This is a genomic window from Plesiocystis pacifica SIR-1, assembly GCF_000170895.1.
Taxonomy (GTDB): Bacteria; Myxococcota_A; Polyangia; order Nannocystales; family Nannocystaceae; genus Plesiocystis; species Plesiocystis pacifica.
Genome location: NZ_ABCS01000002.1, coordinates 213,514 through 230,080 on the forward strand (window position 1 = coordinate 213,514; position 16,567 = coordinate 230,080).

General features: G+C 71.5%; 13 protein-coding genes. 4 read left to right on the forward strand and 9 right to left on the reverse strand.

Annotation, left to right across the window (positions count from 1 at the left end):
- The 4 genes from PPSIR1_RS02060 to PPSIR1_RS02075 all read right to left on the reverse strand — a co-directional run bounded on the left by PPSIR1_RS02060 (position 1) and on the right by PPSIR1_RS02075 (position 4,054).
- The gene (locus PPSIR1_RS02060; protein ID WP_006969314.1) at positions 1 to 609 is read right to left on the reverse strand and encodes a glutathione peroxidase; all 609 of its coding nucleotides are present in this window, start codon (positions 607 to 609) and stop codon (positions 1 to 3) included.
- A gap of 77 nt (positions 610 to 686) precedes the next feature.
- The gene (locus PPSIR1_RS41585) at positions 687 to 1,481 is read right to left on the reverse strand and encodes an archaemetzincin (protein ID WP_086000930.1); all 795 of its coding nucleotides are present in this window, start codon (positions 1,479 to 1,481) and stop codon (positions 687 to 689) included.
- Between the two features lie 105 nt (positions 1,482 to 1,586).
- Positions 1,587 to 2,363, reverse strand: coding sequence for a hypothetical protein (locus PPSIR1_RS41590; RefSeq protein WP_053335298.1), 777 nt, complete (start codon positions 2,361 to 2,363; stop codon positions 1,587 to 1,589).
- A 395-nt stretch (positions 2,364 to 2,758) separates the two neighbouring features.
- On the reverse strand, positions 2,759 to 4,054 hold the full coding sequence (locus PPSIR1_RS02075) for an aspartate kinase (RefSeq protein ID WP_006969317.1): 1,296 nt from the start codon (positions 4,052 to 4,054) through the stop codon (positions 2,759 to 2,761).
- Between the two features lie 73 nt (positions 4,055 to 4,127).
- Between PPSIR1_RS02075 and PPSIR1_RS02080 the strand changes: the two genes are divergently transcribed.
- Positions 4,128 to 6,368, forward strand: coding sequence for a neutral/alkaline non-lysosomal ceramidase N-terminal domain-containing protein (locus tag PPSIR1_RS02080; RefSeq protein ID WP_086000931.1), 2,241 nt, complete (start codon positions 4,128 to 4,130; stop codon positions 6,366 to 6,368).
- A 3-nt stretch (positions 6,369 to 6,371) separates the two neighbouring features.
- On the opposite strand, the gene PPSIR1_RS02085 is transcribed toward PPSIR1_RS02080, so the two are convergent.
- Positions 6,372 to 6,929: a phospholipase D family protein gene (locus PPSIR1_RS02085; protein WP_006969319.1), complete on the reverse strand. Its 558-nt coding sequence runs from the start codon at positions 6,927 to 6,929 to the stop codon at positions 6,372 to 6,374.
- A gap of 284 nt (positions 6,930 to 7,213) precedes the next feature.
- On the opposite strand from PPSIR1_RS02085, the gene PPSIR1_RS02090 reads away from it, so the two are divergent.
- Positions 7,214 to 7,678 carry a hypothetical protein gene (locus PPSIR1_RS02090; protein WP_006969320.1) on the forward strand — a complete coding sequence of 155 codons (465 nt, stop codon included), beginning with the start codon at positions 7,214 to 7,216 and terminating at the stop codon, positions 7,676 to 7,678.
- A gap of 109 nt (positions 7,679 to 7,787) precedes the next feature.
- On the opposite strand, the gene PPSIR1_RS02095 is transcribed toward PPSIR1_RS02090, so the two are convergent.
- Both PPSIR1_RS02095 and PPSIR1_RS02100 read right to left on the reverse strand, forming a co-directional pair.
- Positions 7,788 to 9,197 carry an APC family permease gene (locus tag PPSIR1_RS02095; RefSeq protein WP_006969321.1) on the reverse strand — a complete coding sequence of 470 codons (1,410 nt, stop codon included), beginning with the start codon at positions 9,195 to 9,197 and terminating at the stop codon, positions 7,788 to 7,790.
- 14 nt (positions 9,198 to 9,211) lie between these two features.
- Entirely contained in the window at positions 9,212 to 10,009 is a 798-nt protein-coding gene (locus PPSIR1_RS02100; RefSeq protein ID WP_006969322.1) for an enoyl-CoA hydratase, read from the reverse strand.
- Between the two features lie 46 nt (positions 10,010 to 10,055).
- Between PPSIR1_RS02100 and PPSIR1_RS02105 the strand changes: the two genes are divergently transcribed.
- Entirely contained in the window at positions 10,056 to 11,609 is a 1,554-nt protein-coding gene (locus PPSIR1_RS02105) for a trypsin-like serine protease (RefSeq protein ID WP_157595124.1), read from the forward strand.
- Here the strand turns inward: PPSIR1_RS02105 and PPSIR1_RS02110 are convergent.
- Together PPSIR1_RS02110 and PPSIR1_RS02115 are read right to left on the reverse strand one after the other, a co-directional pair.
- Entirely contained in the window at positions 11,585 to 14,785 is a 3,201-nt protein-coding gene (locus tag PPSIR1_RS02110) for a serine/threonine-protein kinase (protein ID WP_006969324.1), read from the reverse strand. The genes PPSIR1_RS02105 and PPSIR1_RS02110 overlap by 25 nt on opposite strands.
- A gap of 37 nt (positions 14,786 to 14,822) precedes the next feature.
- Positions 14,823 to 15,602 (reverse strand): hypothetical protein, encoded by a 780-nt coding sequence (locus PPSIR1_RS02115; RefSeq protein WP_006969325.1) that lies wholly within the window; start codon positions 15,600 to 15,602, stop codon positions 14,823 to 14,825.
- Between the two features lie 224 nt (positions 15,603 to 15,826).
- Here PPSIR1_RS02115 and PPSIR1_RS02120 point away from each other — a divergent pair, with 224 nt between their 5' ends.
- A complete protein-coding gene (locus PPSIR1_RS02120) occupies positions 15,827 to 16,339 on the forward strand; it encodes a helix-turn-helix domain-containing protein (RefSeq protein ID WP_006969326.1) in 513 nt (170 codons plus the stop codon).
- Positions 16,340 to 16,567 lie beyond the last annotated feature (228 nt).

A 16,567-nucleotide genomic window follows, 5' to 3' on the forward strand; every position in this document is an offset into this window, starting at 1 on the left:
TCAGCCCGGCAGGTTGGCCTCGACGGCCTTCACCACCTCGTCGCTCATGGGCGAAATGGCCGACCCGAAGCGGGCGACCACCTGACCCTCGGGGTTGACCAGGAACTTGGTGAAGTTCCACTTGATCTCCCCCGCCATCGCCGTGGGCGTGTCCTCGGTCAGCGCGCGGTACAGCGGGGCCTTGGCGTCGCCGGCGGTCTCGACCTTGGCAAACATCGGGAACTCGACGTTGAACTTCTCGTCGACGAAGCTGGCGATCTCGGCGTTGCTCCCGGGCTCTTGGCCGCCGTAGTCGTTGGACGGGAAGGCCAGGACCTCGAGACCCTTGCCCCGGTAGGTCGCGTAGAGCTTCTGGAGCTCGGCGTACTGCGGGGTGTAGCCGCACTCCGAGGCGGTGTTGACGATGAGCAGGGCCTTGCCGCGGTAGTCGGCCAGGGACACCTTCTCGCCGTCGATGGTCTCGACCTCGTGGTCGATGACCGGGCCGCTCGCCTGCTCGTCGCCCGCCCCGTCGCTGGCCTGGGCGTCCGGGCTGGGCTCCTTGGCGCAGGCGAGGGTCGAGGTCGCTAGACCAGCAAAGACGACGGCGAGCAGGGCGCGGCGGGGCATGGGGGATGCCTGGCACGCCGGCGGCCGCAGATCAACGACTTCCCGCCCTGGGGCCCGATTCTGGCCCCGAGGCGGCCTCACTTGGGCATGGGCGCGTTGCGGTTGAGGCGGGCCCGGCAGCCGAGGGCGAGCTTGCCCGTGCTCGAGTCGGTGTTCTCGATGCCACCTTCGGCGTCGAGCATGGGGCAGCGCTGCTCGTGCTCGTCGCAGTGCGGCAGGCCGAAGGTGTGGCCGATCTCGTGGACCGCGAGGGTGGCCACGCGAAAGCGGACGTGGCCGCGGTCCTTCGCCTTGCGTTTGAGCCGCTTCGAGGACACCACGGCGACCTGACCGGGCGTGCGCCCGTAGCCGTAGATGCCCCAGTCCGGGTACTCGTCGGTCGTGACCGAGATGTCGACCTCGGTCACGCCGAGGACCTTGGCGTCCTCGGGCACGCCCCACTCGAAGGCCAGGCGATCGAGGTGGTCGAGGAGACGGTCGGCCTTGTAGCGCTTGCGCGGCGGGTAGTAGGCGGCCTTGGGCAGGGGCTCGGGCTCGCGGCGGATGACCTCGACGGAGTACTCGCGGACCAGGGCGTCCTCGACGGCGTCGAGCAGGTCGTCGGGGAAGGCCTTCAGGGGCACGAGGTAGACCTGCGCGCGGACCTTGGGCGCCTCGTCGGCCTCCTCGGGGCCCTCGGGCGGCGCGGCCCGAACCGTCGCCTCCGTCTCCCCGCGGGCCTCCCCGGACGCTTCGCCGCCCCCAGCGCTCGCGTCGATGGGCTGGGTCCGCGCCCGCGGATCGCAGCCCAGGGGGCCAAACACGGCCAAAAAGAGGAGCAGGGCCATCATCACCACCGCGGCGAGCTGTGGGCGTCGGCGTGGGGCGGACATCGCCCACCAGACTAGTTGGGGATGGCCAGGGCGCACGCAAAAACCCTCGCCACCGTGATGGCGAGGGTCTCGGCGGTCGCGCGAGCCCGAAGGTTCAGGCCCGGCTCAGGCGCGGGGGCCCGTCTCGATGCACGACTCGAACACCGTCTGGCAGGCCTCGAGCTGCTCCTCGTCCTCCGCACAGGCCACGCACAGCTCGTGCTGCTCGAGGCAGGGGCCGAGGTTGGGGTTCTCCTCGACGGCGCACTCGCCCGCGAAGGGACCCACGCACTCGTCGAACTCGACCTCGCACAGCTCGAGGGCCTCGGGAGAGTCGGCGGCGGCGGTGCAGCCGGCGTAGCTGTCGAGGCAGGACTCGAGCTCGGCCTCGGGGCAGCCGCAGCTCTCCTCGGGGCACTCGCCGGGGTCGATGCACTGGTCGTAGAGGGCCTCGCAGGCCTCGACGTCCTCGAGGGTCTCGGCGGCGTCGATGCAGTTGCCGAACAGCTCGATGCAGACCTCGTCGTCGCTCCCGGTCTCGCCCTCGCCGCCGTCGGATTCACCTTCGCCGCCGTCGGACTCGCCTTCGTCCTCGCCTCCGTCCGATTCATCTTCGCCGCCGTCGGCTTCGCCCTCGCCACCGTCGGCCTCCGCGTCACCGTCGTCGTCGCCGTCGTCGCCCTCGTCCTCGTAGCCCCCGCGGTCGTCGTCGCCGCGCTCATCCGCGCCCGGCCACTCGCCGTCGCAGGCCTCGTAGCAAGACTGCGCGTCGGCCTCGCACCACTCGGCGTCCTCGTCGGTGAAGGCGTTGCTCATGCACTCCTCGTAGACGTCGTCGCACCACTGGAGATCGTCGTCGTGGTTGAAGAGGAAGAGCAGGCAGCCCGAGGAGCTCAGCATCATCCCGGCGAGGCAGCCGGAGAGACCGAGGCGGAGCAGACGAGAGGCGGCGGTTGAGGGAGACTTGGCGACCGTCATTACGGTTAATCGACTACCATCACTACAAAGCGATTCAAGCGTATTTTCAGCTACACAATTTATGAGTAGAGCCCCTCTGAACCCACCCAACCACAACGGGGACTTCCCCTAGTCCGCCGAGGGTGGCGCCCCCACTCTCAGCCATGGGAATCACTGCTCAAACGCCGATTTGATCCCAAGGACAGGGTGTTCGCGCGAAATTGTGCTCGCCGTCACGCACGCGAACGCGAGGCCGCCCGCGCTCGATTGTGTCCAGTCCGGGCGGAAATAGAGCGTCTCGCATCGCAACGTTGCAGGATGCAACGCGGGCGAAAGTGTCATCAATCGTCGCCGAGGCCGAAGCCGTCGTGCAGTGCACGGAGGGCCAACTCGCCGTACTTCTCGTCGACGACTACCGACACCTTGATCTCCGAGGTCGAGACCATCTGGATGTTGATCTTCTCCTCGGCGAGCACGCTGAAGGCCCGGGCCGCGACCCCGGCGTGGGTCCGCATGCCGACGCCGACGATCGAGATCTTGGCGATGTTGGGATCGACGAGGACCTCGGTCCCCGCCTCCTCGCCGCCTTCGAGGGTCAGCGCCTCGATGGCCTCCTGGGCGCGCTCGAGCTCGGCGCGGGGCACCGTGAAGGTCACGTCGGTGTGTCCTGCCCGGCTGGCGTTTTGGATGATCATGTCGACGACGATGCCGCGCTCACCCAGAGCGGTGAACAGCTGGGCGATGGTCCCAGGCACGTCGGGGCAGTTGGTCAGGGTGATCTTGGCTTCGTCGCGGTCGAGGGCGACGCCGGCGACGAGCACCGCTTCCATGTCGGGGGTCTCGGGCACGATGAGGGTCCCTTCTCCAAGGTGCAGGCTCGAGCGCACGTGCACCGGTACGTTGAACTTCTTGGCGAATTCGACGGAGCGAATCTGGAGCACCTTGGTGCCCAAGCTGGCGAGCTCGAGCATCTCCTCGTGGGAGATGCGGTCGAGCTTACGGGCCGTGGGCACGATGCGCGGGTCCGAGGTGAACACCCCGTCGACGTCGGTGAGGATCTCGCACACGTCGGCCTCGATGGCGGCCGCGAGGGCGACGGCGGAGGTGTCCGAGCCGCCGCGGCCCAAGGTGGTGACGTTGCCGGCCTCGTCGAGGCCCTGGAAGCCCGCGCACACCACGATGGAGCCGGCGTCGAGCAGGCGGTGGATGTTCGCCGCGTCGATCGACACGATGCGCGCGTTGGTGAAGCTCCCGGAGGTGGTCAGCCCGAGCTGGTGGCCGATCAGCGACACGGCCTGGCCGCCCAGATCCTGGATGGCCATGGCCAGCAGCGCGGCCGAGACCTTCTCGCCGGTGCTGACGAGCTGGCTGAGCTCGCGCTCGAAGCCCGGGTCGTCGCGCTTGACCGGCGCGACCCAGCCCTTGCTGTCGGTGCCCGTGGCCTGACCCGCCTGCTGCCCGATGGCGTGGAGCTGGTTGGCGAGGGCGATCAGCCGGTTGGTCTCCCCGGCCATCGCCGAGACCACGACGACGACCCGATCCCCGCTGCGCTGGCGCTCGAGCACGCGCTCGGCCACGGACCGGACGCGCTCGAGGCTGCCCACGGAGGTGCCCCCAAATTTCTGGACGACGAGCATGCGAAGACTCCGGCGTTCTTTTCTTTGAGGTGGCGGGCTGTGTCAAGCAGGCAGAGGGTGTAGCGTGGCGGGCATGCCCCTGCGGCCATGTTTTCTCCGACTGCTCGGGTTCGCCGCCTTGCTCTCGGGCTGCCTCGCCGCACCTTTGGACCCCGCCCTGCGCAGCCACGCGGCCCCGGAGCCGACGAGCCCCGGGGACGCGCAGGGCCAGCCCCTCGAGCCCGGCCAGCTCCTGGCGGGGGCGGCAAAGGTCGACATCACCCCCCTCGCCGGCATGCCCCTGGGCGGGCACGCCATCGAGGGCGGCACGGGCTACGCCCTGTGGACGCGGCTGTGGGCCCGGGCCATCTACCTCGAGGACGCCGAGGGCGAGCCCCTGGTGCTGGTCATCGCCGACCTGTGGTCGATGCCCGCGGGGATGGCCGACGAGGTCGTCGAGCGCGTCCGCGAGGACCACGGCCTGACCCAGCTGGGCCGGGCGCAGGTCCTGCTCGCCGCGACCCACACCCACCACAGCCCCTCCAACTACGGCAGCGCCTACCTCTACAACCGGGCCGCGTCGAACACCGGCGGCTTCGACCCCGAGCTGCGCGGCTTCCTGGCCCGGAACATCGCCCGGGCCATCGCCGAGGCCGTCGCCAGCAAGGAGCCCGCCCGGATCCGCCACGCGACCGCGCCCGTCGCCAGCGTGGCCCGCAACCGCAGCCTGCCGCCCTTCCTCGACAACCCCGAGGCCGCGGGGATCCTCGCCGCCAACGAGGCGCTGCCGACCTGCCCCGACTACCCCCGCGAGGTCGAGGGCGTCGATCCCTGCCAGGCCGTCGACCCCACCCTCACGACCTTGCGCATCGAGGGCCTCGACGGTCGGCCCGTGGCCATCGCGGCCTTCTTCGCGGCCCACCCCACCGCGATGCAAAACTACGTCCACGCCTACGGCGGCGACTTCTTTGGCCTGGCCACGGCGCGGGCCGAGGCGGCCTTGAGCCACGCCACGGGCGAGGGCCTCGGCGACGCCGTGGTCGCGCTGTTCAACGGGCCGCAGGGCGACATCTCGCCCAACTGGACCGAGCAGGGCCGGCCCTCGACCCTGGTCCTCGGCGAGCGCATGGGCGCGGCGCTGATCGACGCGGCCGGGCTCGCCCCCGGCTCGGGCCCGAGCGGCGGGCGGGTGCTCGAGGGCACCATCGCCAGCGCCTTCGCCCGCCAGGACCTCGCCGCCCAGGCCGTCGAGCCGACCCCGAGCACGCCCGCCGCGACCACGGCCGCGCGGCCCCTGCCCGGGCGCTCGCTGCTCTCGGGAGCCGAGGACGGGCCGACCCGCTATCGCCCCAAGACCCCCGAGGGCCAGACCGTCGACCGCCACCGTCGCCCGGGCCAGGGGCCCAAAAAGCCCGTGGCGCCGCCGGCCCTGGTCCGCATGATCTTCCCCCGCGGAGCCGTGCCCACCCAGGTCCCGCTGTCGATCCACCACGTCGGCCCGCTGACCGTCGCCGGCTTGCCCGGGGAGTTCACCACGACCATGGGCATGCGCATCCGCGTGGCCCTGGCGCAGGCCTACGCCGACGCCAACCCCGACGCGCCGCGGCCGATCCTCGTGGGCCTGGCTGGCGAGTACCTCAGCTACTTCGTCACGCCTCAGGAGTACGCGCTGCAGCACTACGAGGGCGGCTCGACGCTGTGGGGCCAGTACGCGGGCGCCCTGATCGCGCAGGCCTACGCCCGCCTCGCCCGCGAGACCCCGCGCGCCGACGGCCCCCTCCCCCACGCAGGCGCCGGTCCGCGCACCGTCGAGCACCGCGGGCCCGCCCGCCGCTTCGCCCTCGAGCCCGGAGCCAAGACCCGCCGCGCGCTCCGAGGCCTGCCCGAGGCCCTCCGCGAGCAGCTGCGCGTCCACGAAGGCCCGCGCGCGAGCTGGACCTTCACGACCGCCGCGCCCACCTGGGACGGACCGACCTGGCCGCGCTTCGCCGTCGAGGTGCTGGACGCCGACGGGTCCGAAGGCTGGAGGACCCTGCGCGTCGGCGACTCCCGCCGACCCCTCGACGAGCGCACCGAGGACTTCGTCATCTTCCCCGCCGCCGTCGACGACGAGACCTGGACGTGGACGCTGTGGTGGCTCGGCGGCCTGGTCGACGAGGCCGCGCTCCCCGAGGGCGCCGCGCTGCGCCTGCGCGTCGACGGCCCTGGCGGCGAGCACCTGTGCACCGGCGAGCTCGGCGATGGTGAGGCCCACACGCACCCCTGCGCCTCGGGCTACACGCCCACGGTCCACCCCGAAGACGGCCTCGGCGTCGTCCCGGCGACGCCCCGCTAACTCTCAACCCAAATCCAGCGGCGCCTCGCAGCCCTCGTCGCGCAGCTTGCAGCCCGCGCACTGGCTCCCGGACCACACCGCCTCGTAGAGCGCCTGGACCTCGTCGATCACGTCCTCGTCCTCGGTCACCAGCCCGAGCTCGAAGTTGCGTCGACCCGAGCCCTTGGCCCCGAGCCCCGCCCCGGTCCAGTTCGCGCTCCCGAGGTAGCAGCACTCGGCGTCGACGATCACGGTCTTGAAGTGGACCCGCGGACACTGGCGCAGCTCGAGGGCGCCAGCGACCAGGCGCGGGTGCGCGTCGAAGCTCTTGCGAAAGGCCCGCGAGGGCGCGCCCGCGTGGAGCAGGCGCAGCTCGACCCCGGCCTGGGCGCGCGCGTCGAGGATGTCGAGCACCGAGCGAAAGCGCTGGCGCGAGCGCGCGCTCCGGCGCCGACCTTCGACCATCAGCTCCTTGAGGTTCGCGGTCGCAATCCAGATCGATCGGCGCGCCTGCGCGAGGCGAGCGATGACCAGCTCGTAGTGGGCCCGGCCCGCGATCAGGCTGAGCTCGACGGGCCGCACGCGAGTGGCGAAGTCGCCAGAATTTGCGTTTTGGTGACAGTGCGCAGATCGAACATCGGCGCTCAAACCGCTTGGCGAATCCTCACGATCTTTAGGCCGGGCCATACCGGTTCACGATAAGAGCGCGCTGCGCCCGCGGCCAAAAAGCCACAATTCTCGATATCTGCCTGCTATGCCAGCTTTGACGTACTTTGGTGACACCCATGTTTTAGGGTTTGGCCAAAAGACCGATTTTTGGGGTCGACATTGGAGGTCTTTCGACCATCTGTCGTTACACTCCGCACATGCGCGTATCCCACGTCGGCTCTTGGCCCGAGCGACAATTGGTCCAACGCAGCTTCACCATCCGCTGGACCCACGGCTGCGTCATCACGCGGCTCCACGCGGTCTTGCGCGATGACGCCCGCACCCGCGGAAGCATGCAGGGCTGGGCCGAGACCATGGCCGAGCTCATCCCGCAGACCGGTCCCGCGCATGTCGCCATCTTCGACACGCGCAAGGCCAGCGCGATCCCGCGCGAGCTGTGGCTCGAGCTCGCGCAGATGATCCACGCGCTCCCGCGCCAGCCCCTGCGCCGCGCGCTGGTCGTGGGCGAGGGTCTCGTCGGAGACAACCACGCCGAGACCGCGCAGCTGATCACGGCCGGCCGGGTCCGGGTCTTCGAGCCCTGCGAGCACGACGCGCTGCCTGCGTGGGTCGCCGCCGCCGGGACCCTCGAGCGCCGCCGCGCCGAGTACTTCATTCGCTGAGCGAGGGGCTCACCGCCCGGCCTCGCAGGGGCCCCCGGCGAGGGGTCCCTCGGGACATTCGATCGAGTGTTCCATGCTCGGATCTTCGCCCGACGCGGGCCCGGGCCCCTCACCCCGGCGTTGAGTCTCGGCCCTTGCGACGGTTCCAGATCCAGTAGACCGGCACGCCCGAGAGCACGATGCCGATGTCGAGAGCGAACTTTTGGGTCTCGCGCACGGCGTAGTTGCCCAGCAGGTAGAGCGCCGCGATCAAGAACAGCAGCGGGACCACCGGGTAGCCCCAGGTTCGATAGGGCCGCTCGCGCTCGGGCTCGCGTCGGCGCAGCACGATGACCGCCGCGACGGCGAGGGCGTAGAACGGCCAGATGCCGATGACGAAAGAGTCGGCCAGCTCGGCGAAGCCTCGGGACGAGACGAACACCACGCCCAGGACGATGGACAGCACGATCGCCCGCCCGGGGGTGCCGTGGACGGGGTGGACCTTGGACAGGGCCGGGAAGAACAGGCGGTCCTCGGCCATGGCGAAGAAGATCCGCGGGCCGGTCATCATCGAGCCGTTGAGGGTCCCGAAGGTGCTGACGGCCACGGCCGCGGCCACGAACAACGCGCCCACGGGGCCGATGAGGGCCTCGGCGACGTCGGCCGCGATGAGCGGGCGGCCGGGCATCTGATCGAGGGGGACGACCTTCACGTAGACGAGATCGATGACCAGGTAGAGGCCGACGACGATGGCCGTGCCGCCGATAAAGGCGCGCGGGATGTTCTTGGCCGGATCGCGGATCTCACCGCCGACGAAGCCGACGTCGGACCAGCCGTCGTAGGCCCACAGCACCCCGACCATGGCCAGGCCGAAGGCGGCCATGGAGCTCGGCGGGGGCGCGTCGGCGGCCCGCTCGACGACCTCCGAGACCGGCGGCAGGGCCTCGGGGACCAGCGCGAGGCCGAGGGCAACCAGGACGACAATGGCGGCGACCTTGAGGGCCGTGGACACGTTCTGGACGATCGCCCCCAGGGTCACGCCGCGGTAGTTGATGGCCCCGGTGACGATGATGAACAGCGCCGCGAGGCCCTGGCTGATCGTGACCTCGAGGCCGAACAGGACGACCAGGAGCTGCTTGGGGTCGTGGCCGAGGACGCGCCAGGTGTACTCCGCCGAGGTCACCGCGATGGCCCCGTAGGCCGCCGGGCGCAGGATCAGCAGCTCGGCCCAGCCAAACAAGAAGGCCGGCAGCTCGCCGAAGGCCTCGCGGATGTAGACGTAGATGCCGCCCGTGCGCGGGAACATGCCGCCGAGCTCGGCGAAGGTCAGCGCGCCGGCGAGGGCCACGAGCCCGCCGATGATCCACGCGAGCATGAAGGGCAGCAAGCGGTCGAGGTCCGCGGCGACGACCGCCGGCGAGCGGAAGATGCCGCTGCCGATGGTCGAGCCCACGAGCACCGCGACGGCGCTGAAGGTCCCGAGGCTCCGGGGCAAGCGCTCGCCCCACTCGTCCGCCCTGGCCTCCCCTTCGCCGTGCATGCCGGAAGACTACGCTACTCGAACTTGGAAAAGTCCGGCTCGCGCTTTTGGAAGAAGGCCTGCATGGCCTCGGCCGCCTCGGGCCCCGTCAACCCCTTGGCGAACTCGACCAGCTCGGCCTCCATGGTCTCCTCGGCCTGCTTGCGGTAGCCGTCGCGCATCAGCTGCTTGCTGACACGCAGGGCCCGCGGCGGCTTCTTGGCCAGGGCGTGCGCGACCTCGGTGGCCTTTTCGATCACCACCTCGTCGGCGAGGACCTGGTTGATGATCCCGCAGCTGAGGGCGTGCTCCGCCGAGAAGCGCTCGCCCAGGAGGATCAGCTCGGCCGCGCGCGGGTAGCCCATGACCCGGGGCAGCAGGAAGCTCGACGCCGCCTCGGGGCACAGGCCGAGGTTGACGAAGGGCATCTGGAAGCGGGCGCTCTCGCCTGCGTAGATCAGGTCGCAGTGCAGCAGCATGGTCACGCCCAGGCCCACCGCCGGTCCCTGGACCGCGGCCACGATCGGCTTTTCGCAGGCGACGAGGTGCTTGAGGAGCTGCACCACGGGGCTCGTCTCGCCCATGTTGCCGGTCTGTCCAGCCTTCATGAAGTCGACCAGATCGTTGCCCGCGGTGAAACAACCCTCGCTGCCCTGGATCAGCAGCACGCGCACGTCCTTGCGCTCGCGGGCCTCGGCGAAGGCCGCGACGATGGTCCGATACATCGCCACGGTCAGCGCGTTCTTCTTGCGCGGGCGGGCGAAGGTGATGGTGCAGACGCCGGCGTCAAACTCGACGTGGACGTGCTCGGGGGTCGGGGCGTCGTCGGCCATGTGCCTGCGAGGGTACCGCTCGGCGCAGGTGATGCATAATCACGGCGTGCGTGATCGACGAGCGTGCGTGCGTGATCGACGGGGGCTCGCAGCCGCGCCCCGCCTGGTGCTGAGCGCAGCCCTGGGGCTCGGCGCCTTTGCCTACGCGGCACCCGTTTGGGGAGGCTCCCCCGCCGGCTTCGAGCTCGCCCCCAAGCCCGCCGGCATCGTCGGCGGCGCCCCGGTCGACACCTGCGCGTGGCCGAGCGTCGTGGGCATGAACGCCGGCGGCCAGTGCACCGGAACCCTCGTCAGCCCGCGCGTCGTCGTCTACGCCGCGCACTGCGGCACCTTCCACGCCACCGTCACCTTCGGCAACGACATGGACGCGCCCGGGCGCGAGGTCGAGGTGATCCACTGCGAGCGTCTGAGCGGACTGCAGGCCGTGAGCGCCGACGACTACGCCTGGTGCGAGCTCGCCGAACCCGTGCTCGACGTCCCGGTGACCCCGCTGCTCACGGGCTGCGACGCGGAGCTCGTCGAGGTCGGCACCCCCGTGACCATCGTCGGCTTTGGCGACACCGGCAGCGACCCCGACGCGCCCGTGATGACCGGGGTCAAGTACGCCGCGCAGACCGAGGTCGTCTCGAAGCTGAGCCTCGTCGGCATCGGCAGCATGGGCGTCGGCGCCGACTCGGGGGACTCCGGCGGGCCCGCGCTGGTCCAGCTCCCCGACGGCAGCTGGCGCGTGCTCGGGATCGTGACCGGCGGCGGCGGCGATGGGGGGACGGTGCAGTACGTGCGCGCGCCGAGGACCCTGCCGTGGATCGAAGACACGAGCGGCCTGGACGTGAGCCCCTGCCACAGCTTCGCGCCCGTCCCCACCCACGCCGCGCCCGCTGGCGAGACCCAGCTCGTCGATCGCTGGGCGCCCACCCCCGAGTGCGGGGGCTTCTTCGTGGCCAACGCGGATCCGGAGAGCTCGAGCTGGGCGACCGGCTGCGCGGGTGAGCTGTCCGGACCCTCGGAGCGCTGCGGGCCCGCCTGGGACGGCGGCGTCGACGTGGACGCGCCGAGCGTGGACTTTCTCGAGCCCGCCGACGGGCAGGTCTACGAGCTGCTGCACGCCGAGGACACCGCGGTGCTCGACGCCCTCGTCGACGCCTGGGACACCCACGATGACGCGTCTTTGGGGAGCGCGAGCCACGTGGGCGTCCGCGACGTGGCGCTGTTCGTCGACGGCGAGCCGTGGTCGCCCGGACAACCCGGCGCGCCCGGGGTGCCCGGAGGCATGACGCCGGGCGTCGACGAGACGCCGCCTTACGCCTTCGCAGGCGTCGAGCTCGGAGTGGGCGAACACGTGCTGATGGCTCGCGCGACGGACCACGCAGGGAACGTCTCGGAGGTCTCCGCGACGATCGTGCTCGGGGTCGAGGACGAGACAGGCTCAGAGGAGGTCGGGGAGTCGGGGGACATCGACGATGACGACGCCGACGGCCCCGGGACGGGCTGCGCGTGCGCGTCGACGCGGCGCAGTTCACCTGCCGGGCTCTTCGTGCTCCTCGCCTTTGGTCTCAGCCGACGCCGACGCCGAGCTCAGCGCGCGACGCCCTCGAGCTGAGCCCGACGGGACGCGAGGATGCGCGGGTCGACGCTCGCCTCCCCCTCCAGCTTCGCCAGCTCGTCCAGGCGCGCCCGCGCCTGCTCGCGCAGCTGCTCGGCCCGCGCGACGCTCCCTCCCCCGAGCTCGACGGCCCACGCCAGGGTCAACCGCGCGTCCACGTAGGCGATCGCCGGCGCGTCCCGGCGGTCCAGCGCGTCGACGATCGCCAGCGCCCGCTCGGCGTGCTCGCGCGCGGCCTCGAGCTCGCCCGCGGACAGCTCGGCCTCGGCGACCAGGCGCAGCAGCTTGGCCATGCGGATGGAGCCGGCGTCGTAGTGCCCCTCCCCCACCCGCAGCCCGCGGGCGAGCAGGGCCAGGCCCTCGGCCTTGGCCCCCGCTCGGATCTCACAGTGCGCCAGGGCGACCTGGATGTCGACGTTCTCGGGGTGGTCGGGGCCGTCGCTGGCCTCGGCGATGGCCAGGGACTGGCGCAGCTCGGTGAGCCCCTCCTCGATGCGCCCTTCGGCGCACAGGCTGGTCCCCCACACGCGCATGGGCTCGGACATCATCACGTGCTCGGGGCCGAGGGAGACCTCGAAGATGCGCTTGGCTTCGTCGAGCTTGTCCTTGGCCAGCTCGAGCTCGCCGAGCTCGATGTAGAGCTCGCCCTGGGCCGAGTCGACGTAGCCCAGGCCGTCATAGTCCGGGCCGTAGCCCGCCTCGATCAGCGCCCGGCCGCGCTCGTACTCTTCGAGGGCCTCGGCGTGCAGGCCCAGGTCCTGGGACACGACGGCCGCGTTGGCGATGAGCTGGCCCAGGCGCGGGCTGGCCTCGCCGTAGGTCAGCGCGGCCATGGCGATGGCGCGGGCAAAGCCCACCCGCGACACGCCCAGGCGGCCGACGTCGTAGTCGACCATGGCCAGGGAATTGACGGCGCCAAAGAGCAGCGGGTGGGTCGGGCCGAAGGTCTGCTCGAGCCCGGCGATGCTCTGCTCGAGGTAGGCCCGGGCCTCGTCGGGGTGGCCCAGGGACTGCTCGTACTTGCCCTGCTCAAAGGCGATCATCGCGGTCCGCGGGTGGCCCTCGCCGAGGTTGAGGGCGACCAGCTGCAGCGCGCGCTCGTAGAGCTCGGGGATGCCGTCGAGCTTGCCCTGCTCGCGCAGCACGTAGGCGAGCATGGTCAAGACCGTGACGTTGGTCAGGTACTCGGGGCCGTGGGCCTCCTCGATGGCCTCGAGGGCCCGGCGGTAGTCGGCCTCGGCCTCGGCGTAGGCGCCCCGGGACTGGTGCATGCGACCGCGGCGACGGTAGAGCTGAGCGTAGTCGGCCGCGCGCCCGCCCAGGCGCTGGGTCAGGCTCTCGCCGAGCGCGGCCCACTCGGCGGCGCGATCGAAGTGGGCGCGATCGCTCTCGAGCCAGATCAGCCCAAACACGGCCAGCAGCGCGCTGCGATCCTCGGCGGCCTCGGTCGCCGTGTGGAAGGCCTCCAGGTAGTATTTGTGGGCCTCGTCGTAATTCGCCTGGCCGTGGGCCGCGACGGCGGCGATGTGCTGGGTGCGGGCGCGCAGGGCCGGCGCGGCGAGGTAGAGCGCGTCGAAGGTGTCCCCCTCGAGGGCGCCCACGACCAGGCTCCGGGCTTCGCCGTAGCGCGTCGCGAGGTTGAGGGTCTGCGCCTGGGCCAGGCGCCGGGTCAGCGCGCGCAGCTCCTCGGGGCTCGCCGCCCCGTCGCCGGTCAGCGAGCCCTCGCTCTCGAGGCCCGCGCGCTCGAGGCAAGACTCGGGCATGGGCAGCTCCGTCGTCGCCTCGACGGCGTGGACGAGGGCCAGGGTCCCGCCAGCCTCGAAGGCCTCGAGGGTGCCGGCGAAGGTGCTCAGCTGCCGATCCAGGCACGCGATCTGGGCCTGGGCTTCGGCCTGCGAGCGCTCGCCCGCGCTCGAGCTCCCCGCCGCGACCATGCACGCCGAGCGCCGGGCCTGGCGATGCCCCTCGGACCAGCGATCGAGCTCGCCCTCGGCCCGGCGCCAGATCGCCTCGAGGCGCCCCCGCGTCTGCTCGGCCTCGCCGACGACCAGAGCCACGCGCAGCTCCTCGCGCCGCGCCGCGTCCCAGCTGGCTTCGATCTGCGCGGCCTCGGCCGTGCAGCTGCGCTCGAGCTCCCGGGCCTGGGCCTGGGCCCACAGCTGGGCGCCCAGGACCGCGCCGCCGAAACTCGCGACCACAGCCCCGCCCGCCAACCACCGGCGCCGACGCTGGCGCGGATCGTCCAACAGCGCGTCGAGGAGCTCGGCCATGGACGACCAGCGCGCGTCCCGTTCGACCCTCAGCCCCCGCTCGAGCACCGCTTGAACGTGGGCCGGGATGCTGCGATCGCGCGGGGGCTCGTCGCGCTTGCCCGCGAGCACGCGCTCGCGGATCGCGTCCATGCTGTCCCCGGAGAAGGGCAGCTGCCCGTAGAGGCCCTGGTGCAGGGCCGCGCAAAAGGCCCACTGATCCGCGCGCGGGTCCACGGGCTCGCTCGCGAACTGCTCCGGGCTCATGTAGGCCGGCGTCCCGATCACCGCGCCCGCCCGGGTCAGCGGCGTCGTCAGGGGCGAAGACTGCGAGGCGCTCGGCTCGTCGGGAGGCTCGCCCGCCCCCGGGGCCCGGCGCTCCGCGTCCCCGGACTGCTCTTGCGAGATGCTCTCGTCCAGGGAGCGCACGAGGCCAAAGTCCGTCACCTTGACCTCGCCGCGCGCGGTCACCAGCACGTTCTCGGGCTTGAAGTCGCGGTGGATCAGCCCGGCCTCGTGGGCCGCGAGCAGGCCTCTACCGGCGGCCGCGAACATCTCGACGACCTCGCCCCAGGGCCGACGGGTCCGCAGCCAGTGCTGCAAGGTCCCGCCCTCGATGTACTCCATGGTGATGAACACCCGGTCGCCGTGGGTGCCGACGTCGTGGACCGCGACGACGTTGGGGTGCGAGACCCGGGCCATGGCCTGGGCCTCGCGCATCAACCTCGAGCGCGAGGTGTCGCGGGCCTTCGACGCGCGCAGCAGCTTGACGGCCACGCGGCGATCGAGCTCGGGGTCGTAGGCCAAGAAGACCGTGCCCATGCCGCCCTGGCCGAGGGTGCGGACGACGACGTAGCGCCCGATCGTCGAACCAACGACGGCCCGATCCGGCGGGACGCGGCGAGCTTTGGTGGGGGGCACCATCCGCGGGCGACGGTACCCCACCAGCTCCTGACGGCCACTATCCGGGGGTGGGGGCGGGCGAATCGGCCGGCGCGCCGGTCGTCGGGTCGGACGCTCCGGTCGACTCGGTCGTCAGATCCTCCAGCAGGGTAGCGAAAGCAGGGGCCCACACGTCGATCGTCGCGGCCTCGCCAACCATCTTGAAGTAGAAGGCGTCGCCGTAGCCTTCGATCGCCGCGGCGAGCAAGCGCGCGTCGGCGATGGGGGGCTGCGGCGGCGCGCCGGGCATGGACTGGCCCGCGAAGGCTCCGACCGCGTCGACGCTGGCGATGCGCAGGTTGCCGACCTCGAGCTCCTTGGCGATGGGCTCCTTGGCCTCACCTTCGGTCGGGGGCGCGATCTGACCTTTCCAGCGCTCGATGTTCGCCGAGATGCCACCGGCGCCGCCGGGGAAGCGGTACACGACCATGCGCACGTCCCCGCCAGGGCCCGGCACGATGAACTCGGCCTTGCGCATGGACGAGCGCGCCTGGGCTCGCTCCCACTCCGCGGGGACGGCGAGGGCCAGGCCCTCGACGACCTCCTTGCGCGTCTCGCCGCTCGGCGTGACCTCCCGGGCGTTGACCTTGGCCGGCGCCGCGTCCATCTCCTCGTGCTTGACGACCTCGGCCTGCAGGCTGCCCGGAGGGATCTTTAGATCGGGCTTGGCCTCGCCCTCCGCCGGCTTGGCCGCCGCGTCGGTCTTCGCCGGCTCGTTCTCGGTGCTGCCGTTGCAAGCCAGGGTCGAAGGCACCACCAGCGTGATCAGGAGCGCCGCGATCTGCGTGGGTCGGGACATGGGCGGAGCATACCCTGGAGCGTCGTTTTGGAGACCTCGGGGAAACGCGCCCGCGGCGACTGCGTAGTCGGAGAGCGCACGCCGGGATCCACGCCAGCGCCTTCCAACGTCGTCCAACGCCGTCTGGAACCGTTGCGCGCCGCCGAGCATTTTTTTTCCAATTTTCATGACGGGTCCAGGTCCGGCCGACACCACCAAGAGTGCACCCCCTCCGCATTCTGACGATGTCCGACGCCAGCTTCAGCACCTCGATCGCCTCGCACTCCTACATCCCGGCCGCTCCCGTCGCGCCCGTGGCACCCGTGTCGGTGCCCCGCGTGGTGACGTCCCCAAGCCGCTCGCGCCGGATTCAGCTGAGCGCCGAGGATCGCGTCGCGCTCGAGAAGCTCGCCGACCCCAACAGCGAGGACGAGACCCTGCGCCTGCGCGCCCGCATCATCCTCAGCTGGGCCCGCGGTGCCACGGGCATGGAGAGCGCCGCCGAGCTCGACACCTCGCGCCGCACCGTGACCAAGTGGCGCACCCGCTTCCGCAAGGGCGGCGTCGCGGCCCTGTCCGACCGCCCGCGCCCCGGCGCCCCGCGGACCGTGCGCGACGAGCAGATCGCCGAGGTCCTCCGCCTGCGCAGCGCCCCGCCGCCCGCCGGCAAGTCCCGCTGGACCACGCGGATGATCGCCAAGGAGACCGGCCTCAGCCAGTCGACCGTGGTCCGCATCGCCCGCGAGTACGCCTGCTGAGCAGGGACCGGGGCGCACCCAACGACATCCACGCACCGACCTGCGCCGCATCGCGCAGCTCCAGAGCCGCCGGGCTGACCACCTGGCACCCGCCCTGACGAGGGCGACCCCAAAAGTGAAAGCCCGACTCGTGAGAGCCGGGCTTTCGATTTGGTTGGGCGACTCGGCCTGGTCCTCTGGACCACCACGATCCCACATGGGACACGGTAGGCTCACCGGTTTCCGGCC